This is a genomic window from Burkholderia sp. AcTa6-5 (genome assembly GCF_017815075.1).
Classification (GTDB): Bacteria; Pseudomonadota; Gammaproteobacteria; order Burkholderiales; family Burkholderiaceae; genus Burkholderia; species Burkholderia sola.
Genome location: NZ_JAGIQE010000013.1, coordinates 161,544 through 183,742, shown reverse-complemented (window position 1 = coordinate 183,742; position 22,199 = coordinate 161,544). Strand labels below are relative to the sequence as shown.

The window sequence follows — 22,199 nt, the reverse complement described above, 5'->3', positions numbered from 1 at the left end:
CCGGAAATAAAGACCTGAATTCCAAAATGAATTCGGCATATTTTTCCGGCCCATTTTCCCGAAGAGTGGACAGCCCGGCCGCGCAGCCGCGACGCCCACGCGACAAGCCCCCACGCGCCGCACGGAATCCTCACAATCGACGCTGCTGTCGACATATAATTTTTCGCAACAATCGTCCAGATTGCGATGCCCCGATTTGACAGGCCACTCCCTTCCAACGCGTTCGCAACCATGTCATCCCGCTTGTCCAGTTCGGCGTCGCCACGCACCACGCCGGATCTCGCTGGCGCCCATATCCTGATCGTCGACGACCGCCCGAACGACCTGCGGCTCCTGACCGAAATCCTGCGCACCGCGCAGTGCCGGATCAGCGTTGCATTCGACGGGCTGCAGGCCTATCACCGTGCGCAGGCCATCGCGCCCGACCTGATCCTGATGGACGTGCGCATGCCGCGCATGGACGGTTTCGCCGCGAGCCGGCTGCTGGCGTCGACGCCGTCGACGCAGTCCATTCCGGTGATCATCCTGACGGCCGCGGGCGATCTCGAGGATCGGATCGCGGGGCTCGAAACGGGCGCGATCGACTACATCGTCAAGCCCTTTGAACCGGCGGAAGTCATCGCGCGCATCCGCAATCACCTGAAGCGCGTGCGGCGCAGCCAGCCGTTCGCGCACCTGCCCGAATTACCTGACAACCCCGACGCGACGCTCGTGCGCGCGGCGAGCGACGTGCTGCTGCGCGACCTGCGCCATCCGCCGGCCCTCGAGGATCTCGCGAAGCAGGTCGGCACGCACGAAAAGCGGCTGTCGCGCGTGTTCCGCGACCATCTCGGCCAGACCGTATTCGAGTACCTGCGCGACACGCGGCTACGCGCCGCGATGCACTTCCTGTCGGAAACGTCGATGGGAATCGGCGACATCGCCGAGGAAATCGGCTTCTCCACGCCCGGCAATTTCGCGACGGCATTCCGCGAACGCTTCGGCATCACGCCGTCCGACTGGCGGCGCCAGCGCCATGCGGTCGACACGCCGGCCGCACCGGGGGGGCGCCACGGCGATGCGTAGGCACCCCGCGGCATGGACGGCCGGATGTCGCGCGTTGCTTCTGCTTCTGGCGGCGCTGGCCGTCACGTGCGCGACGGCCCGTGCCGCGATGGCGCCGAATCCCGCTCAACTCGAAGCCGTGTCGGTATTCGAAGACACCGGCGCGACGCTGTCCGCCGACGCGGTGGCTGCACGGCTCGCCGATTCCGCACGCGGCACGTCCGCCGCGCTCCGGCCGTCGTTCAACGTCACGTTCTCCCGATCGGCATGGTGGGTCGGCGCGACGCTCGTCAATCGCGACACCACGGCGCACCCGCTGGTGCTCGCGATTCGCGACGCACGCGTCGACCGCGCCGACTTCTTTGTCGGCCGCAACGGCCAGTGGATCGCCGCCAGCCGTTTCCCTGCCACCGCCCGCAACGGCGACACCGACGCGAGCCGGCTGCTGTCCCGCTATCCGGCCCTGGACGTCACGCTGCAGGCGGGCGAAAGCGTGCCGGTGCTGATCCGCGTCACGTCACGCAAGGAAATGCGGCTCGCGCCGTTCGCGTTCACCCGCTTGGCATGGGATGCGCAGGAAGTCCGCGCGGCCATGTGGAACTTCGGCTTCCTCGGCGGACTGCTGGCGCTCGTCTGGTGCGCGCTGTTGATCGGGTTCTTCTCGCGCAACGCCGTGTTTTACGTGCTGGCGGGGATCGGCCTGTGCACGACGCTGTTCGAGGCGACGTACCGCGGCTATACGGCACTGATTCCGTGGCCGGGCGTGCACGAATGGTCCGCGCGCGGCGAGGTGATCTTCGCGTACCTGGCGGTCGCGCTGTTCATCGTCTTCATCCTGAAGGTCGCGCACGACGAGAAGGCCCGGCTGCCGGTGCGCGGCTTGTTCGTCACGTGCCTCGTCCTCGAATGCATCGGCATGGCCGGCGTCGCCGTCGGCGATCTGCTGACCTTCACCCGGTTCTGCCTGTGGCTGAACGCCGCGATGTCGGTGCTCGACATCGGCGTCGCGCTGACGCTCGCGATCCGCCGCACCCCGACGGGCCGCGTGATGCTGATCGCGATCGCGATCGCGACCTTCAACATGCTGATCCGCATACTCGACGGCCGCGATGCGTTGCCGTCCGTGCTGTCATGGATCCACTCCGACGTCTTTCCGAACCCCGTCATCGCGATCATCGGGCTGGCGACGCACCTGCTGGTGCTGGCCGCGTGGATCCACCACGTGGGCCGGCAGCGCACCGAGGCACGCAAGCGGCTCGAACACTGGCAGCTCACCGAGCAGGACCGGCTGCGCGACGAGGTCGCGCGGCGCACGGTGGCGCTCAACGAAGCGTTGCAGCAATCGAAGACGCACATGCAGCAGAAGATCGAGACGCTCGGCTATGTCAGCCACGACCTGCGCGCGCCGCTGTCGACGATCAACGGCTACGCGAAGCTGCTGCTGCAAGGCGCGACGCGCGGCCAGGCGCGGCTGATCCGGTCGATCGACCGCAGCATCCGCTATCAGCTCGCGTTGATCGACGAATTGCTCGCGTTCACGAAGGCCGAACTCCAGCCGCTCGGCGTCGTGCCCGATCGCACCGACCTGCCCGGGCTGCTGGACGACATCGGCCACTACGCGGCCGCGCTGTGCGAGCAGCAGCACAACCGGTTCGTCTATCGGCCGGTCACGGCGCTGCCGCGCACGGTGCGGATCGACGGCATTCGCCTGCAACAGGTATTGCTGAACCTGCTGTCGAACGCATCGAAATTCACGCGCGACGGCACGGTTGCGCTGTCGGTACACGCGTCGCGCGAAGGCGATGCATGGCGCCTGCTGTTCGAGGTCGCCGATACGGGCATCGGCATCGACATCGGCGCGACCGATGACATCTTCCGCGCGTACCAGCAGGTGCAGGCGGTGAACGGCGGCACCGGGCTCGGCCTGTTCATCGCGCAGCGCATCGTCGCCGCGATGGGCGGCGAGCTGGCCGTCGCGAGCCAGCCGGGCGTCGGCACGACGTTCTCGTTCGCGGTCGTCGCGCCGGCCCTCGGCCATGCGCTCGCGCCGGCGTCGGGGCTCGTCAAGCGGTTCGATCCCGCCGTCGAAGCGGAACCGGCCAGCGCCGCGCCCGCGATGCGCTGCCCGCCCGCCGACGCGCTCGCCGAGCTGATCGCGCTCGCCGGCGAGGGCCGGCTGACCGATATCGAGGAATGGCTCGGCCAGTATGCGGACGAGCCGGACCATGCGCCGTTCGCGCAGGAAGTGCGCGCGCACCTCGATGCGCTGGACTTGCCGGCGATCGAAAGACTGGCCGGCTCGCTGAAACGCACGCGCGTCGCGGATACGTCGTTCGACACCGAGGCGGACACGACCGGGCCGGCGTGACGGCGCGGACGCAGGCGGCATGCGGCCGCGCGCGTCACTCCACCGCGATTCCCGCGCGCCGCCGATCGGCCCGCTCGACCACGCGGGCCAGCCGAATGATGTCGGTCAAGCCGAATTCGCCGGCATCCGGACGCGGGCGGCCATGCTCGTCCGCCACGCGCATCGCGAACGCCAGCGCTTCCGAGCGCTCGCGCAGCAGCACCCGCAGCGCGTCGGCCACGATCCGGCAGTCGCGCGCGTCGCCCAGGTCGAGCAGCGGCCGACGGCCATGCTCGACGGCCAGCGCATCGGCCATGCCCGTCGTCAGATCATCGCGCTTCATCGTGTTCTCCTCGCGCAAGGGTAGTCGGTCGCACTACGATCGCCGCATCGTCGATACCAGCCCGATGTCCTCCTTGGGCGGCGCCGGCCGCGCGGGCGCGGCAGCCTGCGTCGGCCGCCGCGCGCCGAGCCCCGTGCCGCCGGTGCGGCGCCGCGTCGCGTGCCGCTCGATGACCCGCTGCAGCACGCAGAACACGCACAGCAGCGCGCCGATCACGATCCGCGTCCACCACGAACTCAGCGTGCCGTCGAACGTGATCAGCACCTGGATCGTGCCGAGGATGCCGACGCCGAACACCGAGCCGATCACGTAGCCCACGCCGCCCGTCAGCAGCGTGCCGCCGATCACGGTCGCGGCGATCGCGTCGAGCTCCATCCCCTGCGCCTGCAGCCCGTAGCCCGACAGCACGTAGAGCGTGAACACCACGCCGCCGAGCGCCGAACAGAAGCCGCTCAGCGCATAGACGCCGACCTTCGTGCGCGCGACCGGCAAGCCCATCAGCAGCGCCGAGCGTTCGTTGCCGCCGACCGCATACACGTTGCGGCCGAAGCGCGTGAAATGCGCGACGTAGATCGCGACGGCGAGCGTCGCGAGCGCGATCAGCGCACCGGCGCTCAGCATGCCGCTGCCGAGCGGCACGCTGATGCCCGCGATCGCATGGAACGCCGGCGCATTGATCGTGATCGACTGCGTCGTGATCAGGAAGCACGCGCCGCGCGCGAGAAACATCCCGGCGAGCGTGACGATGAACGGCTGCAGCTTGAAGTAGTGGATCAGCGCGCCCATCGCCGCGCCGTACAGCGCGCCGAACGCGAGCACCAGCGGCACGATCACCCACACGGGCCAGTGCAGCCGTTCGGCGCCGACCGCGCAGAAGATCGTTGTCAGCGCAACGACCGAGCCGACCGACAGGTCGATGCCGCCCGACACGATCACGAACGTCATCCCGATCGCGACGATCAGCAGGAACGCGTTGTCGACGAGCAGCCCTGTGAGCACCTGCATCGAGAAAAAGCCCGTGTACATCACGGACCCGAAGCCGAACAGCGCGGCGAACAGCACGATCGTCACGACGATCGGCAGCGTGCGCGGATCGGCGAGGCGGCCAAGGAAACGGGTCATCGCGGCGTCGCTCCGGTGGTGGTGGCGCGCGATCGCGCGGAAGGCAGCAGCCGCGACGCATGCCGCACGAGCAGCGCGCGCGCCGCGTCCGACTGGATCAGCGTCACGACGATCACGACGACCGCCTTGACGACGAGCGTCGCCTCCGGCGGCACGCCGATCGAATAGGTCGTGTAGGTGAGCGTCTGGATGATCAGCGCGCCGAGCACCGAGCCCGCGAGGCTGAAGCGGCCGCCGAGCAGCGACGTGCCACCGAGCGTGACCGCGAGGATCGCGTCGAGTTCGAGCAGCAGCCCCGCGTTGTTGCCGTCGGCGCTGCGCACGTTCGAGCTCGCGAGGATGCCCGCGAGCGCGGACATCACGCCCGAGCACAGATACACGCCAAACACGATCGCACCCGAGCGCAGCCCGACGAGCCGCGTCGCGACCGGATTCACGCCGATCGCGCGAATGAACAGCCCGAGCGCCGTGCGGTTCACCAGCAGCGCGATCGCGCCGATCGTCGCCAGCGCGATCCACACCGCGCACGGCACGGTCGCGAGATAGCCGCCGCCGAGTGCGAGGTAGCCGGGCGCGCCGATCGGGATGATCTGGCCGCCCGTCAGCAGTTGCGCGATGCCGCGCCCGGCCACCATCAGGATCAGCGTCGCGATGATCGGCTGCATCCCGACGAAGGCGACGAGCAGCCCGTTCCACGCGCCGGCCAGCAGCCCGACGCCGAGCGCGGCGACCAGCGCCGTGCCGACTTGCGACGGGTCCGCCTCCAGCACGGTCGCGGCCGCCGCGCCGGCGATCGCGACGATCGCGCCGACCGAGATGTCGATCCCCCGCGTCGCGATCACGAGCGTCATGCCGAGCGACACGATCACGAGCGGCGCCGCGCGATTCAGGATGTCGATCGGCGCGCCGAACAGATGGCCGTCGAGCAGCGCGATCGACAGGAAACCGGGACGATGCGCGACGTCCAGCGCGAACAGCAGCACGAGCGTCAGCACCGGCCACGCGAGCGAATGACGAAACAGTGTGCGTAGCCACGTCATGACTGGCCTCCTGCGATCAACCGGTAAACCTGTTCCTCGGACGCATCGGCGCCGCTCAGCTCCGCGACCTTGCGGCGGTCGCGCAGCACCGCGATCCGGTGGCTCACGCGCACGACCTCGCCGATCTCCGACGAGATGAACAGGATCGCGAGCCCCTGCGCGCACAGCGCGAGCACGCGCTCCATGATGTCGAACTTCGCGGCGACGTCGATGCCGCGCGTCGGCTCGTCGAGAATCAGCAGCTTCGGGTCCGTCGCGAGCCAGCGCGCGAGCAGCACCTTCTGCTGGTTGCCGCCCGACAGCAGCCCGATCGGCTGTTCCGCGTCGCGCGCCTTGATGCCGAGCCGCGCGATATACGTGTCGGCAATCTCGCGCTGGCGCGCCCGACCGATCAGCCGCCACCAGCCGCGCCGCGCCTGCAGCGCGAGCACGATGTTCTCGCGGATCGACAGTGCGGCGACGATACCCTCCTTCTTGCGATCCTCCGGGCAGTACGCGATCCCGTTGCGCACCGCGTCGTGCGGCGACGCGAGCCGCTTGCGCGCGCCGTCGATCTCGATCGCGCCGGTATCGGGGCGCGCGGCGGCGAACGCCAGTTGCGCGGTTTCGGTGCGGCCCGAGCCGAGCAGTCCGGCCAGCCCGACGATCTCGCCGGGGCGCACGTCGAGATCGAGCGCGCTCATCATCCCGCGCCGGCCGACCTGCTGCATCGACAGGAACGGCGCATCGGCCGCGGCGGTACGCTCGACCGCGGCGGCGCCGGCCTGCAACGTGTCGGACATGCGCTCGCGGCCGGTCATCTTCGCGACCAGCACGTCGACCGGCAGGTCGCGCGCGAGGTACTCGCCTTCGCGCTCGCCGTTGCGCATTACGGTGATCCGGTCGGACACCGCATAGGTCTGCTCGAGAAAATGCGTGACGAACAGGATCGCGATACCCGACGCCTTCAGCCGGCGCAGCACGTCGAACAGCCGCGCGACCTCGCCGTCGTCGAGGCTCGACGTCGGTTCGTCGAGAATCAGCACGCGCGCGTCGACCGACACCGCCCGCGCGATCGCGACCATCTGCTGCACCGCGATCGGATACGAATCGAGCGAACGCGTGACGTCGAGCGCGAGATCGAGTTCGGCGAGCGCGTCGCGCGCCCGTGCGTGGATCGTCTTCCAGTCGATCGCACCGCGCCGCATCGGCTGCCGGCCCGCGAAGATGTTCTCCGCGACCGACAGGTTCGCGCACAGGTTCACTTCCTGGTAGAGCGTCTGGATCCCGGCCGCCTCGGCCTCGCGCGGCGCGGCGAAATTCACCGGCGCGCCGCCGACGCGAATCTCGCCCGCATCGTGCGCATGCACGCCGGTGAGCACGTTGATCAGCGTCGACTTGCCCGCGCCGTTCTGGCCCATCAGCGCGTGGATCTCGCCCGGAAACAGCCGGAAGTCCACGCGCTGCAGCGCGCTGACACCCGGAAACGACTTGTCGATGCCGATCATCTCGACCACCGGCGGACTCTGCATGCATCCTCCCTCGAAGCGTCGCCGGACGGCGGCCGCGCGGCCGCCGCCCGGGCGGACAGGTCAGTACTTGCGGGTCGGCAGCACCTGCGCCGCGACGTTCATCGGGAACACCGTCTCGTTGGTCACGATGCGCTTGGGCAACTGCTTGCCGGCGACCACGTCCTTCACCGCGGTCATCAGTTGCGGGCCGAGCAGCGGGCTGCATTCGACGTCGACGTTGATCTTGCCCGCGACCATCGCCTGAAAGCCGCCCTTGGTCGCGTCGAACGACACGACGCTGACGTCCTTGCCGGGCTTGATGCCGGCCTCTTCCATCGCCTGGATCGCGCCGAGCGCCATGTCGTCGTTGTGCGCGTAGACGACGTTGATCTGCTTGCCGTAGGTCTTCGCGAACGCTTCCATCACCTGCTTGCCGCCGGCGAGCGTGAAGTCGCCACTCTGCGATGCGATGACCTTGAATTTCGGATTGTTCTTGATCACTTCGAGCAGGCCCGCGCGGCGGTCGTTGGCCGGCGCGGAGCCGACCGTGCCCTGCAGCTCGACGATATTGACCGGGCCCGCATCGTTCTTGTAGCGCTCTTCGAGCCAGTGGCCGGCGCGCCGCCCTTCCTCGAGGAAGTCGGAGCCGATCATCGTCACGTACAGCGACGGGTCCTTCACGTCGACGCCGCGGTCGGTCAGGATCACCGGGATATGCGCGGCCTTCGCTTCGGTCAGCACCGGCTCCCAGCCCGATTCGACGACCGGCGAGAACGCGATCACGTCGACCTTCTGCGCGATGAACGAGCGGATCGCGCGAATCTGGTTCTCCTGTTTCTGCTGTGCGTCGGAAAACTTCAGGTTGATGCCGGCGTCCTTCGCCGCGCCCTTCACCGATACGGTGTTCGCGGTGCGCCACGCGCTTTCCGCGCCGACCTGCGAGAACCCGAGCGTGATCGGCTTTTGCTGCGCGTGCGCGCCGCCTGCCAGCACCGTCGCCGCGGCGACGATCGCGCCGGCCGCGAGCTTCCTGATGAATGTCATGGTCCGTCTCCGATGATGTCGTTGTGTGCCGCGGCGCTGTTGTGTTTCTGCGTGGCGCTGGCGCGGATCGGGCTGCCCCGGCCGGCGTGTCGTGCCGGCGCGGTATACAGACCCCGCATCAGTTTAGGAACAAGTCCGATAACCTTCCAATGAAATATTGGATTGGGGCGATGTCGGAATCGGCATGCGTATAAACACCTAACCACGCGAGCGAGGCCGGGCGCGGCGGCGCACGGTTCTTGCTTCGTCGCAATGGCTGTTCGCACCCCATGCCAGGCGAGCGCCCTTCACGCGAACCCAAGGAGACAAGCATGATCGCTGCCCGTGAGCGCGGGTCGCCGCGCACCGCCGCCGGCCGGCGCGTCGCGACATGAAGCGGCCCGCTTCGAGCGCCGTCGCGGCGCTGCGCCATGTCGACGACCGCCAGCCCGGCTACACGCGCCGCCGGCTGCGCAACGGCTTCGCGTACTACGGGCCGGACGGCATGCGGATTCGCGATGCCGCGGAAATCGCCCGCATCGACGCGCTCGCGATCCCGCCCGCGTACACCGACGTGTGGATCTGCGCCGACCCGCTCGGCCACTTGCAGGCGACGGGCCGCGACGCGCGCGGCCGCAAGCAGTACCGCTATCACCCGCAATGGCGGGAAACCCGCGATGCGAACAAGTACGCGCGGATGGCCGCGTTCGCGCGGGCGCTGCCGCGCATCCGCGCCCGCGTCACGCGCGATCTGGCGCTGCCGGGCATGCCGCGCGACAAGGTCGTCGCGACGATCGTCCGCTTGCTCGATACGACGCTCGCGCGGATCGGCAACGCGGAATATGCGCGCGAAAACGGCTCGTACGGGCTGACGACGCTGCGCAAGCGCCATTTGAAGATCCAGCCCGGCCAGGTGCGGCTGCGCTTCGCCGGCAAGAGCGGGATCGAGCACGACGTGACGGTCGACGACGCGCGGGTCGCGCGGATCGTGCGGCGCTGCGCGGAGCTGCCCGGGCACGAGCTGTTCCAGTATGTGGACGACGACGGCGTACGCCATCCGGTCGGGTCGTCCGACGTGAACGACTACCTGCGCGAGGCCGGCGGCGCCGATTTCACCGCGAAGGATTACCGGACCTGGGCCGGCAGCGTGCATGCGCTCGGATTGCTGCGGCGCATCGAGCATCGCGGCGTCACGCATGCGCGCAAGCAGATCGTCGAGACCGTGCGCGCGGTGGCCGACCTGCTGCGCAACACGCCGGCCGTGTGCCGGCGCTGCTACATCCATCCGGCTGTACTCGACGCGTTCGAGGCGGGCACGCTCGCCGCGCTCGCGGTCCGGCGTACGCCGCGCGGCCTGCGCGCGGACGAAGCGGCGTTCGTCGCGTTGCTGGTCTCCGCGAGCCGGCGCCCGGCGAGATGACCGTCCACGCCGCGCCTGCGCCCACCGGGGCGCGATCGGCATCGCTGCTTCCCCGCGTGTCGTTTACCACCGGGTTCCGGGCGCATGACCGATAGCCGCTCGCGCCCGTTTCTCTAAACTGGTTCGCACAACACACCTGCCCGGTGTCGTCCGCCGCGCGCGTCACGCCACCGGCATCGAGGCATCCCCGAGACATCCGCCGTCGCTGTCCGTCGGCCCGCACGCCCCCGCTGCATTCCCGCAGGCCGCGCCGCCAAGGCCATTCCAGGAGAGATCATTGAGTTCATCGCAAGCGCGCCCCGCGAAAACCCGGTCTTCGCGCCAGTCCATCAAGCTGGATGACATCACGATCGTCGACCCGGCCGTCCTCAAGCGCGCGGTCGGCGCGATAGCGTTCGGCAATGCGATGGAATGGTTCGACTTCGGCGTCTACAGCTATATCGCCGTCACGCTCGGCAAGGTGTTCTTCCCGTCGAGCAGCCCGTCCGCGCAGTTGCTCGCGACCTTCGGCACGTTCGCGGCCGCGTTCCTCGTGCGTCCGCTCGGCGGCATGGTGTTTGGGCCGCTCGGCGACCGCATCGGCCGCCAGCGCGTGCTCGCCGCGACGATGATCATGATGGCCGTCGGCACCTTCGCGATCGGCCTGATCCCGAGCTACGCGTCGATCGGCATCCTGGCCCCGATCCTGCTGCTCGTCGCGCGCCTCGTGCAGGGCTTCTCGACCGGCGGCGAATACGGCGGCGCGGCGACCTTCATCGCCGAGTTCTCGACCGACAAGCGTCGCGGCTTCATGGGCAGCTTCCTCGAGTTCGGCACGCTGATCGGCTATACGCTCGGCGCGGCCACGGTCGCGCTGCTGACGGCCACGCTGTCGCAGGAAGCGCTGCTGTCATGGGGCTGGCGCGTGCCGTTCTTCATCGCCGGCCCGCTCGGCCTCGTGGGCCTCTACGTGCGGCTCAAGCTCGAGGAAACGCCGGCCTTCCAGAAGGAGGCCGAAGCACGCGAAGCGGACGAGCGCGCGCGGCCGAAGCAGCGCTTCGCGACGCTGCTCGTCGAACAGTGGAAGCCGCTGCTGCAATGCGTCGGCCTCGTGCTGATCTTCAACGTGACCGACTACATGGCGCTGTCGTACCTGCCGAGCTACCTGTCGGCGACGCTGCACGTGCGCGAATCGCACGGCCTCTTCATGGTGCTGCTCGTGATGGTGCTGATGATGCCGATGACGCTGTACGCCGGGCACCTGTCCGACAAGATCGGCCGCAAGCCGGTGATGATGGCCGGCTGCGTGGGCCTGCTCGCGCTGTCGGTGCCGGCGCTGATGCTGATCCGCACCGGCGGCATGCTGCCGATCTTCGGCGGGATGCTGATCTACGGGATCCTGCTGTCGACGTTCACGGGCGTGATGCCGTCGGCGCTGCCTGCCCTTTTCCCGACGCGGATCCGCTACGGCGCGCTCGCGATCGGTTTCAACGTGTCGGTGTCGCTGTTCGGCGGCACGACGCCGCTCGTCACCGCGTGGCTGGTCGATCGCACCGGCGACCTGATGATGCCCGCGTACTACCTGATGGGCGCGTCGTTCATCGGCATCGTGTCGGTGCTCGCGCTGCGCGAAACCGCGCGCCAGCCGCTGCTGGGCTCCGGGCCGTGCGTCGCGAGCCGCGCGGAAGCGTTGAGCCTCGTGCACGGCGGCGCCGACGAAGCGCGGGTGCGCGACCGCAAGTTCACGGCGATCAGCGAGCGCGCGTAACGCGGGCCTCTGCGGGCCGATGCGACGCCGCGCGGCTTGCGCGGGCGTCGCCGTTCGCGCGATCGTCAGTTCGACGGCAGTGACTGCGCGTCGAACCAGTCGAGCAGCGTGCGCGTGACGAACGCCGGATTTTCCAGGTTCGAGATATGGCCGGCGTCGGGCACCAGCGCATGCGCGCAACCGATCACGCTCGCCATCTTCACGGTTTCCGACGGCGGGCGCGCCATGTCGCCCGCGCCGCACATCAGCAGCGTGCGTGCGGCATCGAGGTCGGCGAGTGTCGCGAGTGTGTCGGGCCGGCCGAAAATCAGCCGGCCGAGCGGCGCGATCGATTGCCGCAGCCGGTCGGCCGGCAGGTTCGCGAGCGCATCGCGAAACGCCGTCGGCACCGGGTCGTCGAGATTGACGTCCGGCCGGAAGAACAGCGGCACGATCGCGTCGAGCAGCGGCGGCGCGATGCGGCCCGCTGTCTCGATCGCGTCGAGCATCCCGAAGTAGCGGGCGCGCGTCGCATCGGGTTCGGCCTCGAGCGACGCATCCATGATCACGAGCGAGCGCACGCGCTGCGGCTCGCGCAACGCGAGCCGCGCGCCCCACATGCCGCCGACGCTGAGCCCGACGATCGCGCACTGTTCGATCTCCAGCGCGTCGAGCAGCGCGCTGGCGTGCGCGGCGAGATCGTCGAGCGTGTGCGTGCCGTCCGGCAGTGCGCCCGATTCGCCATGCCCCCACAGATCCGGCACGATCACGCGATACCGGCGCGACAGTGCGTCGATTTGCGGCGCCCACATCGTCGCGTCCCACAGATAGCTGTGCCCGAGCAGCACCGGAAAACCGGCGCCGTGATCGAGGTAGTGCAGGGTACTGCCATGAATAGTGTGTGCGGGCATGCTGTCTCCGGATGTGAGGACGCGGCGATGGCCCGGAAACGGGTGCCGCAGTCGGCGGCGTTCTGCGACGAACGCGAAGCGGCGCATCATCGCACAGGTTGCAGGCGTCGTGCATGACGCCGCGCACGACGTATTCGCCGCGCTATCCGACGCGGTACATCGGCAGCACGTTGCTGCCGGCGATGCCCGGCTCCTCCTCGAGCGAATGACACGCTTGTTCGAGCAACCAGTTGGTCAGCACCGCGATATCGAATTCGTTGCACGCATCGGGGTTCTGCACGAGCACGTAGCTGCCCGATGCAACGGTGCAGTGCGGGAACAGCTCGACGAGCCGCCCCTGCTTCAACAGCCCGTCGACGAGGGGCCGCCTGCCGATCGCGATACCGTGGCCGTCGACCGCGGCCTGGACCAGTTGATCGTACTGGCTGAAGTGCAGCGCGCCGGCCGGCCGCAGCCGCGGCACGCCGAGCGCCTTCAGCAAATGGCTCCAGCCGTGCCACGGCCATTCGCCGCGCGGGTCGTCGAGATGCAGCAGCACGTGCTTGTCGAGGTCGGCCGGCTTCATCGACGCGGCGTCGCCCGCCGCCACCAGGCTCGGGCTGCACACCGCGACGACACGCTCGCGAAACAGCACGTCCGTATCGTCGGTCGACGTATACGGGCCTGCATAGCGCACGGCCAGGTGCAAACGTTTGCGTTTGAGATCTTCGATTTCGCTCGTGGCCGACACGCGCACGTCGATGTCCGGATAGCTGGCGCGAAACGAACCGAGGCGTGGAATCAGCCACAGCGCGGCGAACGAGACGGTGGTCGACAACGAGATGGCGCGCTGGCCGACACTCGACGACAGCTTACCGACCACCGATTCCAGGTCGGACAACGCGAACGAGATCGCGTCGTACAGCTCGCGCCCCTTGTCGGTCAGCGTCAACGAACGAATGTGCCGATGAAAGAGCTCGATCCGGAGCTGCTCTTCGAGCGCCTTGACCTGCCGACTCACGGCCGATTGCGTGACGTTCAGTTCCTGCCCCGCCCGCGTGAAGCTCAAATGGCGCGCCGCGCATTCGAAGCCTCTCAGGAAATCCAGCGAAGGCAGACTTCTCAATCGCTTTGCCAATCTCACATTAGCCATACCGCCGCCTCAAAGTTGCACCCATCGACCGATAAGTCGCCGTTCGCCTCCCTGAATCGTCTCTCCCATTTGGATTCGGAAACGATTTTATATTGAATCATGGATGCACATCATTCTTATTTTCAATCGTGACACTTGTATTTATCTATCGATTTTGATCGCAATGATATTCTTACATTAACATTATCCAGGTAGTGATTTTGTAAATTAATACGAGAACGAATCCAGCACTTCAAATAGTCGATAAACTCCTTCAAAAACAGAGGATTGCCGCCAGAATTCGACGCTATCACGTCGATCTCGTCGCACAATCAGATGCATCATCCGATTCCTACAATTCAATTTCAATCAGCCAACTTTTAAATTCATTTTTCCCGGACTGCGAAAGACAACCGGTTGGTAACATACACGAAAATGCCATCTAAATCCGGAATTCCGTGTTTACATAAATATGCTAAACGAATGAATTTCAAAGCTGCCATGCAATTTCAAGCAACTGATGCGCCGATTATGTCTGGAATGATTAATTCGCCTGCCGGTAGCGCCGTTCGGCCGCATGGCGTTCGGATGTCGGCCGGATTTCGGCCCGCACCGCGCGGCGGGCTGCCTGTATCGATCCGCTACGGGCGGCCCAACGCGCCATTCGTCCGCGCGGTCACTTCGCGGCGATAGCGGTTCAGTTCCTGCGCGCTCGCGAACGTGCGCTCGAACAGGATCGACAGGTTGTGCAGGATCCGCTCGACGACCTTCTGCTCCCACTCGCCGTCGAAACGGATCTGCTCGTCGAGCCAGCGCTCGAGCCATTCCGGATCGGGCAGGCGCGACTGCACGGTGTCGCGCGGAAACAGCGCCTGGTTCACGTGCAGGTTGGTCGGGTGCAGCGGCTTCTCGGTGCGGCGCGCCGACGCCATCAGCACGCCGATCTTCGCGAAGGCGGCACGCGCGACGTCGCCGTGGTCGTTCAGCGCCTTCTTCATATAGCGCAGGTACGCGCCGCCATGACGCGCTTCGTCGCGCGAAATCGTTTCGTAAATCTGCTTGATGACGGGCTCGGTGTGCCAATCGGCCGCGCAGCGGTACCAGTGGTTCAGGCGGATCTCGCCGCAGAAGTGCAGCATCAGCGTCTCGAGCGGCGGCGCCGGATCGAACTCGAAACGCACCGCGTGCAGTTCCGCCTCGGTTGGCACCCGCTCCGGCCTGAAGCGGCGCAGGTATTCCGTCAGCACGAGCGAATGCTTCTGCTCCTCGAAGAACCACACGCTCATGAACGCGGAGAAGTCGCTGTCGTGCCGGTTGTCGCGCAGGAACATTTCCGTCGCGGGCAGTGCCGACCATTCGGTGATCGCGTTCATCCTGATCGTCTCGGCCTGCTCGTCGGTGAGCAACGCGGCATCGAACCGGTTCCACGGAATGTCCTTCTCCATGTCCCAGCGAACCGCTTCGAGCGATCTGAACAGTTCCGGATAGAGCATCGTCGTCCCAAGATAGTCGGCAGCGGTAGTCATGCCGATTGCGTGGACGCCGGCGCAACCGCTTCGGCATCGTCCCGATCGTCGTCCACCGAGCGAGGCGTCAGCCGGCCGCGCAGCAACGCGTAGTAGAACTGCCGGTACGTGCGGTGGTAATAGCGGATGCGCGGCGCGATCGCGCCATGCAGATCGTGCAGGCGCTCGATCGGCAGGTTCGGCATCATGTGATGCTCGACGTGATAGTTGTTGCCGTTCGTGAACCATGTCATGAACGCATTGCTCTCGATCGTCCTCGTGTTGCGGAACGGGTCGGTGCTCGTCAGGTCGCAGCGGTAGTGCTCGGGCATCTCGACCAGCGCATGCACGGGCGCCGCGACGCACACGAGCGGCACGACCCACACCCAGACGACGCACCACGAGTGCAGCGCGAACGACAGCGCGGCCAGCAGCGCGATCGCCGCCGCCATCAGCAGGTAGTCGCGGCGGATCGCACGCGACACGAGCGCGTTGTCGCCGAAGCGCGCGCCCGGCACGACGAGCTTCGCAACGCTCTTCGCGAACTGGATATAGTGCGCGGCCATCGACAGCCGCCACGCCCACAGCCCGACATTGACGACGGGGCGCGCGCCGTACTGGTCGCCGTAGTCGAAGAACTCCTTGTTCTCCGGCGTGCCGAGCAGCCGGTGATGGCGCAGGTGGCTGTCTTGGTACGCGTGGAACGACACGAGCATCGGCATGCCGAGCAGCACGCCGAACACCATGTTCAGGCGCTTGCTGCGGAACCCCTGGTAATGCAGCGCCTGGTGCTGCAGTTCGACGCCGTGCGCATACATCGCACCGATCAGCAGGATGCCGAAGATCTTCAGGATCACGAGCGCCGACAGCGCGAACATCATCCCGTGCGCGATGAGCGCGACGTACACCGCCAGCTTCAGCGAGAAGACCACGCCGCTCGGGCGGCTCTTCATGTCTGCAACCGATTTCGTGCGGGCGACCAGCGATGAGGTGACGGACAAGACGCTCTCCTTGAGCCGGGCCCCGCCCGGCACGATGACGCGGCGGCGCTGGCGCGCTGCCGGGATGCAATTCTTCTGTGAGTCGATGTTTCGGACAAACGAATTTTCCGAACGCATTGCATGACGCCTGCGCATGAGCGCACCACATCGTGAACTAGACGACCGGTCGAATGAGACAGACCAGTCACCTAGCGCGTATTCATCGTTCACGCTGATAACGAATGTGCGCTGCCCCGAGTGGATGCGCTCCGCTCATGCATAGCCTGCATAGATTCCGTTTGTCGCGGCCGATCGATCCGGCAAGAATCCACCTCACTCGACGCACGGCGCCGCCGGCACCGTGGCGCGAGCGGCCGTGTTCCGCAACGGGAGAATCCTCGTGACGAAGTACGCATCGACCATTCATCGCCTGATCGAATCGCTCGAGGACGTCGCGGGCGCCATGCATCGCATGACGTTCGTCGACGATGCGGGCAACGAAGCCGGCGTCACGTACCGGCGCTTCGCGGAAGCGGTGTTTCATCAGGCCGGCGCGCTGCGCGAGCTCGGTGTGCGCGAGAACGATCTGGTGATGCTGGCGCTGCCCGCGTCGGTCGAACATGCGGTCGCGATGATGGCCTGCGTGATGACCGGTGCGCTGCCCTGCACCGTGCCCGTTCCCGCACGGCGCGCGGCGGCCGGACGGCAGGTGATCGACGTCGCGTGCGAGCTGTACCGGCCGCGCATCGTCGTCGCCGCGGATGCGCAGGCCGCGGCGTGGCGCGACGACGCGTTTCCCGCGGCCTCAACGCGCGTGGTCGATCTCGCGACGCTGTCGAATGCCGCCGACGCCGGCGCGCGCGCACTGATCAGCGCGAAGAGCGGCAGCGATCCGCATCATGTGCAGCTCACGTCCGGTTCGACGTCGCATCCGAAGGCCGCGGTGCTCAGCCACGAGAACGTGATCGCGAACGTGCTCGGCATCGGCGGCTCGGTGCGCTTCGATATCGCGGCCGGCGACGGCACCGCGTCGTGGCTGCCGCTCTATCACGACATGGGGCTGCTCACGCTGCTGTCGAACCTGCATTACCGCGCGCCGCTGCTGATAATGCAGCCGAACAGCTTCATCCGGAATCCGCTCGGCTGGTTGAAGCGCATCGCGTCGGCGCGCGCGACGACGACGTCGGTGCCGACCTTCGCGCTGCGCTACTGCGTGCGCCGCTTCAATGCGGCCGCGATGAACGGCGTCGATCTGTCCGCGTGCCGCAACATCTTCATCGGCGGCGAACGCGTCGACGACGCGACGCTGCGCGATTTCGCCGCGACGTTCGCGCCGTACGGCCTGGCGGCATCGGCGCTGCAACCGTGCTACGGGATGGCCGAATCGACGCTCGCGGTATCGATGCATCGCGCGTGGCACGAAGGCGCGGTCGACGGCGCGCCGTACGTGATCGCCGACACGCTCGACCGGCGCGCGCTGATCGAGCGCCGCGACGCGCAGCCGGCCGCCGCGAACGACGGTCGCGAGACGGACACCGAAACGGTGCTCGCGATGGGCACGCCGATCGACGGGATGGCGTTCCGCATCCTCGACGACGGCGACCACGCGCTGGCGAACCGCGCGGTCGGCGAAGTCGCGATCCGCGGCACGTCGGTGATGCTCGGCTACCTGAACCCCGACGACGGCACGATCGCCGCGCCGCTGACGGCCGACGGCTGGTTCCGCACGGGCGACATCGGCTACGTCGCGGACGGCCAGCTGCATATCCTCGGCCGCAAGAAGGAAGTCATCATCATTCGCGGCAGCAACTATTTCCCGCACGAGATCGAGGAAGCGCTGGCGTCGCACAGCGCGCTGCGCAAGAGCACGTGCATCGCGTTCGGGCTGCCCGATCCCGAAACCGGCACCGAGCGGCTGGTCGTCGCGATCGAGGCGCGGCCCATCGACGCGACGCCGCAAACCCGCACCGAGTGCCAGCAGCTGCTCGCGTCGCGCATCGGCTTCGCCGCGCAGGATCTGTGTTTCGTCGAGTCCGGCTCGCTGCCGCGCACGACGAGCGGCAAGCTGCAGCGCGTGAAGTGTCGCGATCTCTATGCGAACGGCGCGCTGCCCGTCATCGCAGCACCGGTTGCCGTCGAAGCGGGCCAGGGAGCATTCGCATGACGGCCGCGCCCCTGGCCCCGGTGCTCGAGCTGCGCGACGTCACACGCACGTACGAAGGCGCGGGCCGCGTCGTCGCGGTGCGCGACGCGACGATCTCGATCGCCCGGCGCGACGTCGTCGCGCTCGTCGGTCCGTCGGGCAGCGGCAAAAGCACGCTGCTCAACCTCGCCGGCTTTCTCGACCTGCCGACGAGCGGCGAACGCTGGCTCGAAGGCCGCCGCATCGACGATGCGCCGGACACGCTCGAACGGATTCGCCGCGAACGCATCGGCTTCGTATTCCAGCAGTTCAACCTGATACCGGTGATATCGGCGCTCGAGAACGTCGAGCTCGGCTGCTTCGCGTGGGGCACGCCGCGCACGCGGCGCGAACGCGCGCGCGCGATGCTCGACGCGGTGGGGCTCGCCGCGCGCGAACGACATCGCCCCGGCGAGCTGTCCGGCGGCGAACAGCAGCGCGTCGCCCTGGCCCGCGCACTCGCCAAGGAGCCGGCGATCGTGATCGCGGACGAGCCGACCGCGAGCCTCGACAGCACGAATGCGCGGGCGGTCGCCGAGCTGATCCTCGACACCAATCGCACGCTGGGCACCGCCTTTCTGATTGCGTCGCACGACGATCGTCTGTGCGCGCACCTGCCGCGCCGCATCGAGATGCGCGACGGCGTACCGGGAGTGAATCGTGAACTGGTCGACGTTTGCGTGGCGTAACCTCTGGCGCAACCGGCGCCGCACCGTGCTGACGATGGCGATGATCGGCGTCGCCGCGTTCGCGTCGAGCCTCGCGCTCGGCTACGTGATCGCGACGTTCGATGCCGTGCGCGAAGGGTCGATCGACAGCGGCGTCGGCCACGTGCAGGTGCTGCATCACGGCTACCTCGACCTGATCGGCGAACGGCCGCTGCAATACGGGCTGACCGCCGACGAACAGGCCGCCGCCACGCAGGCGATTGCAAAGGTGCCCGGCGTCGCGACGACCGCGCGCGGCATCGACTTCGACGGGCTCGTATCGAACGGCGATCTCAGCTACGGCTTCGTCGGCGAAGGAATCGAACCGAACCGCGAGCCGCCCGGCTTCTTCGACTATCACACGGTACTGTCGGGCCGCTATCTGTCGCCGACGAACGCGGGGACCGAAGTCGTCGTCGGCGCCGAACTCGCACGCAAGCTCGGCGTGCACGTCGGCTCGGTCGTGCAGCTGATGGCGTCGACCGCGCACGGCGGCATCAACGCGACCGACGCGCAGATCGTCGGCGTGATGAGCACCGGCAACAAGGACGTCGACGAACGGATCGTCAACGTGACGTTTACGGCCGCGCAGGCGCTGCTGCGCACCGACCGCGCGTCGCGCATCGCGGTGTTCCTCGAGGACACCGCCGGCACGACGGCCGCCGCTGCGACGCTGCGCACCGCGCTGCCGACGCTCGACGTGCGGACCTGGGACCAGCTCGTGTCGCTCTATCACCAGGTCGTCGCGCTGTACAAGAACCAGTTCTCGGTGTTCGGCGCGATTCTGTGCGCGACGATCCTGCTGTCGATGAGCAACTGGATTTTGATGAGCATCGTCGAGCGGCGCCGCGAGATCTCGACGCTGCGCGCGCTCGGCGTGCCGGCCGCGACGGTGCGCGGCGTGCTGATCCAGGAAACCGCGCTGCTCGGCCTGCTCGGCGCGGCCGCCGGCATCGCGCTCGCGCTGTTGACGATGGTCGCGCTCAATCACGCGCAGATCCACCTGCCCGCGCCGCCCGGCCGCGTGAAACCGATCCTGCTCGAATTCGCCGTATCGCCCGTCGCCGTGGCCGCCGTCGAAGCCGCGTTCGTCGTGCTCGGCGTGGCCGCGGCGCTGCTCGCGACGATCGGGCTCGCGAAACGCAACATCCTCGAAGGACTCGCCCCATGAACCGCATTCGCCTTACGTTCGCCGCGCTCGTCGCGTGCGTGCCGCTCGCCGCGCACGCGGCCGACACGCCGACGGCCCAGACCATGCTCGCCCGTGCCGACGCATACCGCAGCACGGCCGCCGATACGCAGACGAACATCCGGATCACCAACGAGGTCGGCGGACAAGCCGGCGACGCGACGCGCTATCTCGTCTACACGCGCGGCAACGGCGACACGCTCGCGCTGACGCGCAGCGGCGAGAACGACGGCCAGAAATACCTCGCGACGACGCGCGGGCACTGGTTCTACGTGCCGAACACGCGCAGCGCGGTGCGCATCAACGGGATGCAGCGGCTGCAAGGGGAAGTCGTGATCAGCGATATCACGCGCACGCACTGGGCGGACAGCTATCGCGCGACGGCCGTGCCGGGCACGACGCCGATCGCCGGCAAGCCGGCCACCGAGCTCGACCTGAGCGCGACCGATCCCGACAACGTGTACCCGACGATCAAGCTGTGGGTGACGCCCGACACCGACGTGCCGGTGCGCGCGCAGTTCTTCCTGGCGAGCGGCCTGCTGTTTCGCAGCGCCGACTTTTCGGCTCCGGTCGACGCGAACGGCCGCAAGGTGATCCGCAAGATCACGTATCGCAACGAGGTCGAGAAGCAGCGCGCGAGCGTCGTCGACATCCTCGACGGCCAACCGCGCACGATTCCGTCGGGCTGGTTCAATCCCGACACGCTCGCCGATGGCCAGTGAGTACGCCGCCGATGCCGACGCTCATCGTGACCGCCTCCGTTCGTCGCCCGACCGCGCAAACCGCACGCCCCGCGGCTGGCCCGGCGTCGCGCTCGCAATCCCGCTCGCGCTCGGTTGCACGCTCGCGCACGGAGCATCGCTGATGGATCAGCTCGGCACGCTCAACGGTATCGGCTACGCGCGCTCCGTCGACAGCATGGACGGCCGCGCGCTGCTCGGCCGCCTGATCGGCGATTCGCCGCGCAACCAGCAGGAAGCCGGCCTGCTCGCACGCATCGACGGCGAGAACCTGTTCGTGAACGCGCGCGTCGTCGCCAGCAACCATTCGCTCGGCGCGCAGGCGAGCCGCTTCAACGAAGCGGGCGTGCGCTACGCGTTCGACAACGGCATCACGCTGACGGCCGGCAAGCGGATCGATACGCTCGACACGTCGCAGGCGTTCTTCCCGCTCGGCTTCTTCCAGAAGCGGGCCGCGACGGCCGACATCTACGATCGCTACGGCGACGTCGAAGGCACGCCGCTCGTCGAAGCGAAATGGGCCGGCGAACAGACCACGCTGCAGTTCATCGCCGGCGAGAACCGCACGTTGCGCAACGACGTCGACAACCGCGACGTGCAGGGCGCGACGCAACTCGTGCGCGGCGCGTACAACGGGTCGGGCGGCTCGGCCGCGCTGCTCGCGGGCCGTCACGCGGGCCGCGGCGGCGCGGGCGCGACGCTGTCGTTCGACGTCGCGCGCTCGAACACCGTCTATGCGAGCGCGTGGCTCGAGCGCGGCACGACGCGGCCGCTGCCCGCGTTCATCGCGAACGGCACGCCGCTCGATTCGGCCGCCGCGTACGACACCGTCGATCGCCGCAACGATCGCCAGTACATGTGGCGCGGCGCGGTCGGCATGCAGAGCGCGCTGCCCGGCAATCTGTCGCTGATCGTCGAGTGGTCGCACGACGAAGCGCGTTACGACGCGAGCCAGTGGCGCCGAATGGTCGGCGCGGTGCAGGCGAACAACGCGCTGCTGCCCGTCGCGCCCAACGCCGCGCTGGCCGGCCTCGGCGGCACGGCCAACTTCGTGAGCGTCGACGGCAGCCTGCGCGACTACCTGTTCGCGCGGCTCGGCAAGAAGGTCGGCCGCGTCGAGTATTCGCTGCGCGGCGTCTATTCGCCGCAGGACAAGGGCCTGCTCGCGATCGCGCAGGTCGTCGCCGACGTGAACAAACGCGTGAGCGTCGATGTCGCGCTCACCCACGCCTTCTCCGACAGCCAGTCCGAGTACCGGATGGTCGGCCTCGGCACCCGCATCGACGCCGCCGTGCGCGTGCGTTTCTGACAGGAACCCT

Annotated in this window: 18 protein-coding genes; 9 read left to right on the top strand and 9 right to left on the bottom strand. The window is 67.9% G+C overall.

Annotated features, from left to right (window positions below):
- Positions 1 to 231 precede the first annotated feature (231 nt).
- Both J8I33_RS19200 and J8I33_RS19195 read left to right on the top strand, forming a co-directional pair.
- On the top strand, positions 232 to 1,065 hold the full coding sequence (locus J8I33_RS19200) for a response regulator (RefSeq protein WP_124592616.1): 834 nt from the start codon (positions 232 to 234) through the stop codon (positions 1,063 to 1,065).
- On the top strand, positions 1,058 to 3,412 hold the full coding sequence (locus tag J8I33_RS19195; protein ID WP_209938678.1) for a sensor histidine kinase: 2,355 nt from the start codon (positions 1,058 to 1,060) through the stop codon (positions 3,410 to 3,412). The genes J8I33_RS19200 and J8I33_RS19195 overlap by 8 nt, the downstream gene beginning before the upstream one ends.
- Before the next feature lie 34 nt (positions 3,413 to 3,446).
- Here the strand turns inward: J8I33_RS19195 and J8I33_RS19190 are convergent, their stop codons facing one another.
- The 5 genes from J8I33_RS19190 to J8I33_RS19170 are packed head-to-tail and all read right to left on the bottom strand — an operon-like array spanning position 3,447 to position 8,430.
- Positions 3,447 to 3,752 carry a hypothetical protein gene (locus tag J8I33_RS19190; RefSeq protein ID WP_235356196.1) on the bottom strand — a complete coding sequence of 102 codons (306 nt, stop codon included), beginning with the start codon at positions 3,750 to 3,752 and terminating at the stop codon, positions 3,447 to 3,449.
- A 15-nt stretch (positions 3,753 to 3,767) separates the two neighbouring features.
- A complete protein-coding gene (gene yjfF, locus J8I33_RS19185; RefSeq protein WP_050013544.1) occupies positions 3,768 to 4,856 on the bottom strand; it encodes a galactofuranose ABC transporter, permease protein YjfF in 1,089 nt (362 codons plus the stop codon).
- Positions 4,853 to 5,896, bottom strand: coding sequence for an ABC transporter permease (locus tag J8I33_RS19180; RefSeq protein ID WP_050013545.1), 1,044 nt, complete (start codon positions 5,894 to 5,896; stop codon positions 4,853 to 4,855). The genes yjfF and J8I33_RS19180 overlap by 4 nt, the downstream gene beginning before the upstream one ends.
- Positions 5,893 to 7,407, bottom strand: coding sequence for a sugar ABC transporter ATP-binding protein (locus tag J8I33_RS19175; RefSeq protein ID WP_069619852.1), 1,515 nt, complete (start codon positions 7,405 to 7,407; stop codon positions 5,893 to 5,895). The genes J8I33_RS19180 and J8I33_RS19175 overlap by 4 nt, the downstream gene beginning before the upstream one ends.
- Positions 7,408 to 7,467: 60 nt before the next feature.
- Entirely contained in the window at positions 7,468 to 8,430 is a 963-nt protein-coding gene (locus J8I33_RS19170; protein WP_124555081.1) for an ABC transporter substrate-binding protein, read from the bottom strand.
- A 370-nt stretch (positions 8,431 to 8,800) separates the two neighbouring features.
- On the opposite strand from J8I33_RS19170, the gene J8I33_RS19165 reads away from it, so the two are divergent.
- Complete coding sequence (locus tag J8I33_RS19165) at positions 8,801 to 9,829, top strand: DNA topoisomerase IB (RefSeq protein ID WP_124555082.1); 1,029 nt, start codon at positions 8,801 to 8,803, stop codon at positions 9,827 to 9,829.
- Between the two features lie 277 nt (positions 9,830 to 10,106).
- Positions 10,107 to 11,576 carry a glycine betaine/L-proline transporter ProP gene (proP, locus tag J8I33_RS19160; protein ID WP_209938674.1) on the top strand — a complete coding sequence of 490 codons (1,470 nt, stop codon included), beginning with the start codon at positions 10,107 to 10,109 and terminating at the stop codon, positions 11,574 to 11,576.
- A gap of 65 nt (positions 11,577 to 11,641) precedes the next feature.
- On the opposite strand, the gene J8I33_RS19155 is transcribed toward proP, so the two are convergent.
- From J8I33_RS19155 to J8I33_RS19140, 4 genes are all read right to left on the bottom strand, one after another.
- Positions 11,642 to 12,466, bottom strand: coding sequence for an alpha/beta fold hydrolase (locus tag J8I33_RS19155; RefSeq protein WP_124637466.1), 825 nt, complete (start codon positions 12,464 to 12,466; stop codon positions 11,642 to 11,644).
- A gap of 142 nt (positions 12,467 to 12,608) precedes the next feature.
- Positions 12,609 to 13,598: a LysR substrate-binding domain-containing protein gene (locus J8I33_RS19150; RefSeq protein ID WP_209924219.1), complete on the bottom strand. Its 990-nt coding sequence runs from the start codon at positions 13,596 to 13,598 to the stop codon at positions 12,609 to 12,611.
- Positions 13,599 to 14,218: 620 nt separating this feature from the next.
- A complete protein-coding gene (locus J8I33_RS19145; protein ID WP_124592788.1) occupies positions 14,219 to 15,070 on the bottom strand; it encodes a ferritin-like domain-containing protein in 852 nt (283 codons plus the stop codon).
- 29 nt (positions 15,071 to 15,099) lie between these two features.
- On the bottom strand, positions 15,100 to 16,035 hold the full coding sequence (locus J8I33_RS19140) for a fatty acid desaturase (protein ID WP_209924478.1): 936 nt from the start codon (positions 16,033 to 16,035) through the stop codon (positions 15,100 to 15,102).
- 427 nt (positions 16,036 to 16,462) lie between these two features.
- On the opposite strand from J8I33_RS19140, the gene J8I33_RS19135 reads away from it, so the two are divergent.
- Genes J8I33_RS19135 through J8I33_RS19115 form a run of 5 tightly spaced genes read left to right on the top strand, consistent with a single transcriptional unit; the run spans position 16,463 to position 22,189 of the window.
- Positions 16,463 to 18,226 carry a fatty acyl-AMP ligase gene (locus J8I33_RS19135; protein ID WP_348636019.1) on the top strand — a complete coding sequence of 588 codons (1,764 nt, stop codon included), beginning with the start codon at positions 16,463 to 16,465 and terminating at the stop codon, positions 18,224 to 18,226.
- Positions 18,223 to 18,933, top strand: a complete 711-nt coding sequence (locus J8I33_RS19130; RefSeq protein ID WP_209938665.1) for an ABC transporter ATP-binding protein — start codon at positions 18,223 to 18,225, stop codon at positions 18,931 to 18,933. The genes J8I33_RS19135 and J8I33_RS19130 overlap by 4 nt, the downstream gene beginning before the upstream one ends.
- Complete coding sequence (locus J8I33_RS19125) at positions 18,905 to 20,122, top strand: ABC transporter permease (protein WP_209924216.1); 1,218 nt, start codon at positions 18,905 to 18,907, stop codon at positions 20,120 to 20,122. The genes J8I33_RS19130 and J8I33_RS19125 overlap by 29 nt, the downstream gene beginning before the upstream one ends.
- A complete protein-coding gene (locus J8I33_RS19120) occupies positions 20,119 to 20,862 on the top strand; it encodes an outer membrane lipoprotein-sorting protein (RefSeq protein ID WP_124555088.1) in 744 nt (247 codons plus the stop codon). Before J8I33_RS19125 ends, J8I33_RS19120 begins: the two co-directional genes overlap by 4 nt.
- On the top strand, positions 20,852 to 22,189 hold the full coding sequence (locus J8I33_RS19115) for a hypothetical protein (RefSeq protein WP_209938663.1): 1,338 nt from the start codon (positions 20,852 to 20,854) through the stop codon (positions 22,187 to 22,189). The genes J8I33_RS19120 and J8I33_RS19115 overlap by 11 nt, the downstream gene beginning before the upstream one ends.
- The last annotated feature ends 10 nt before the right edge of the window (positions 22,190 to 22,199 follow it).

What these genes read in the sequence shown, in the direction of transcription:
- J8I33_RS19200 (WP_124592616.1), top strand. Translation starts at nt 232, where the DNA reads ATGTCATCCCGCTTGTCCAGTTCGGCGTCGCCACGCACCACGCCGGAT.
- J8I33_RS19195 (WP_209938678.1), top strand. Translation starts at nt 1,058, where the DNA reads ATGCGTAGGCACCCCGCGGCATGGACGGCCGGATGTCGCGCGTTGCTT.
- yjfF (WP_050013544.1), bottom strand. Translation starts at nt 4,856, where the DNA reads ATGACCCGTTTCCTTGGCCGCCTCGCCGATCCGCGCACGCTGCCGATC.
- J8I33_RS19180 (WP_050013545.1), bottom strand. Translation starts at nt 5,896, where the DNA reads ATGACGTGGCTACGCACACTGTTTCGTCATTCGCTCGCGTGGCCGGTG.
- J8I33_RS19175 (WP_069619852.1), bottom strand. Translation starts at nt 7,407, where the DNA reads ATGCAGAGTCCGCCGGTGGTCGAGATGATCGGCATCGACAAGTCGTTT.
- J8I33_RS19170 (WP_124555081.1), bottom strand. Translation starts at nt 8,430, where the DNA reads ATGACATTCATCAGGAAGCTCGCGGCCGGCGCGATCGTCGCCGCGGCG.
- J8I33_RS19165 (WP_124555082.1), top strand. Translation starts at nt 8,801, where the DNA reads ATGAAGCGGCCCGCTTCGAGCGCCGTCGCGGCGCTGCGCCATGTCGAC.
- J8I33_RS19155 (WP_124637466.1), bottom strand. Translation starts at nt 12,466, where the DNA reads ATGCCCGCACACACTATTCATGGCAGTACCCTGCACTACCTCGATCAC.
- J8I33_RS19150 (WP_209924219.1), bottom strand. Translation starts at nt 13,598, where the DNA reads ATGGCTAATGTGAGATTGGCAAAGCGATTGAGAAGTCTGCCTTCGCTG.
- J8I33_RS19145 (WP_124592788.1), bottom strand. Translation starts at nt 15,070, where the DNA reads ATGCTCTATCCGGAACTGTTCAGATCGCTCGAAGCGGTTCGCTGGGAC.
- J8I33_RS19140 (WP_209924478.1), bottom strand. Translation starts at nt 16,035, where the DNA reads ATGAAGAGCCGCCCGAGCGGCGTGGTCTTCTCGCTGAAGCTGGCGGTG.
- J8I33_RS19130 (WP_209938665.1), top strand. Translation starts at nt 18,223, where the DNA reads ATGACGGCCGCGCCCCTGGCCCCGGTGCTCGAGCTGCGCGACGTCACA.
- J8I33_RS19120 (WP_124555088.1), top strand. Translation starts at nt 20,119, where the DNA reads ATGAACCGCATTCGCCTTACGTTCGCCGCGCTCGTCGCGTGCGTGCCG.
- J8I33_RS19115 (WP_209938663.1), top strand. Translation starts at nt 20,852, where the DNA reads ATGGCCAGTGAGTACGCCGCCGATGCCGACGCTCATCGTGACCGCCTC.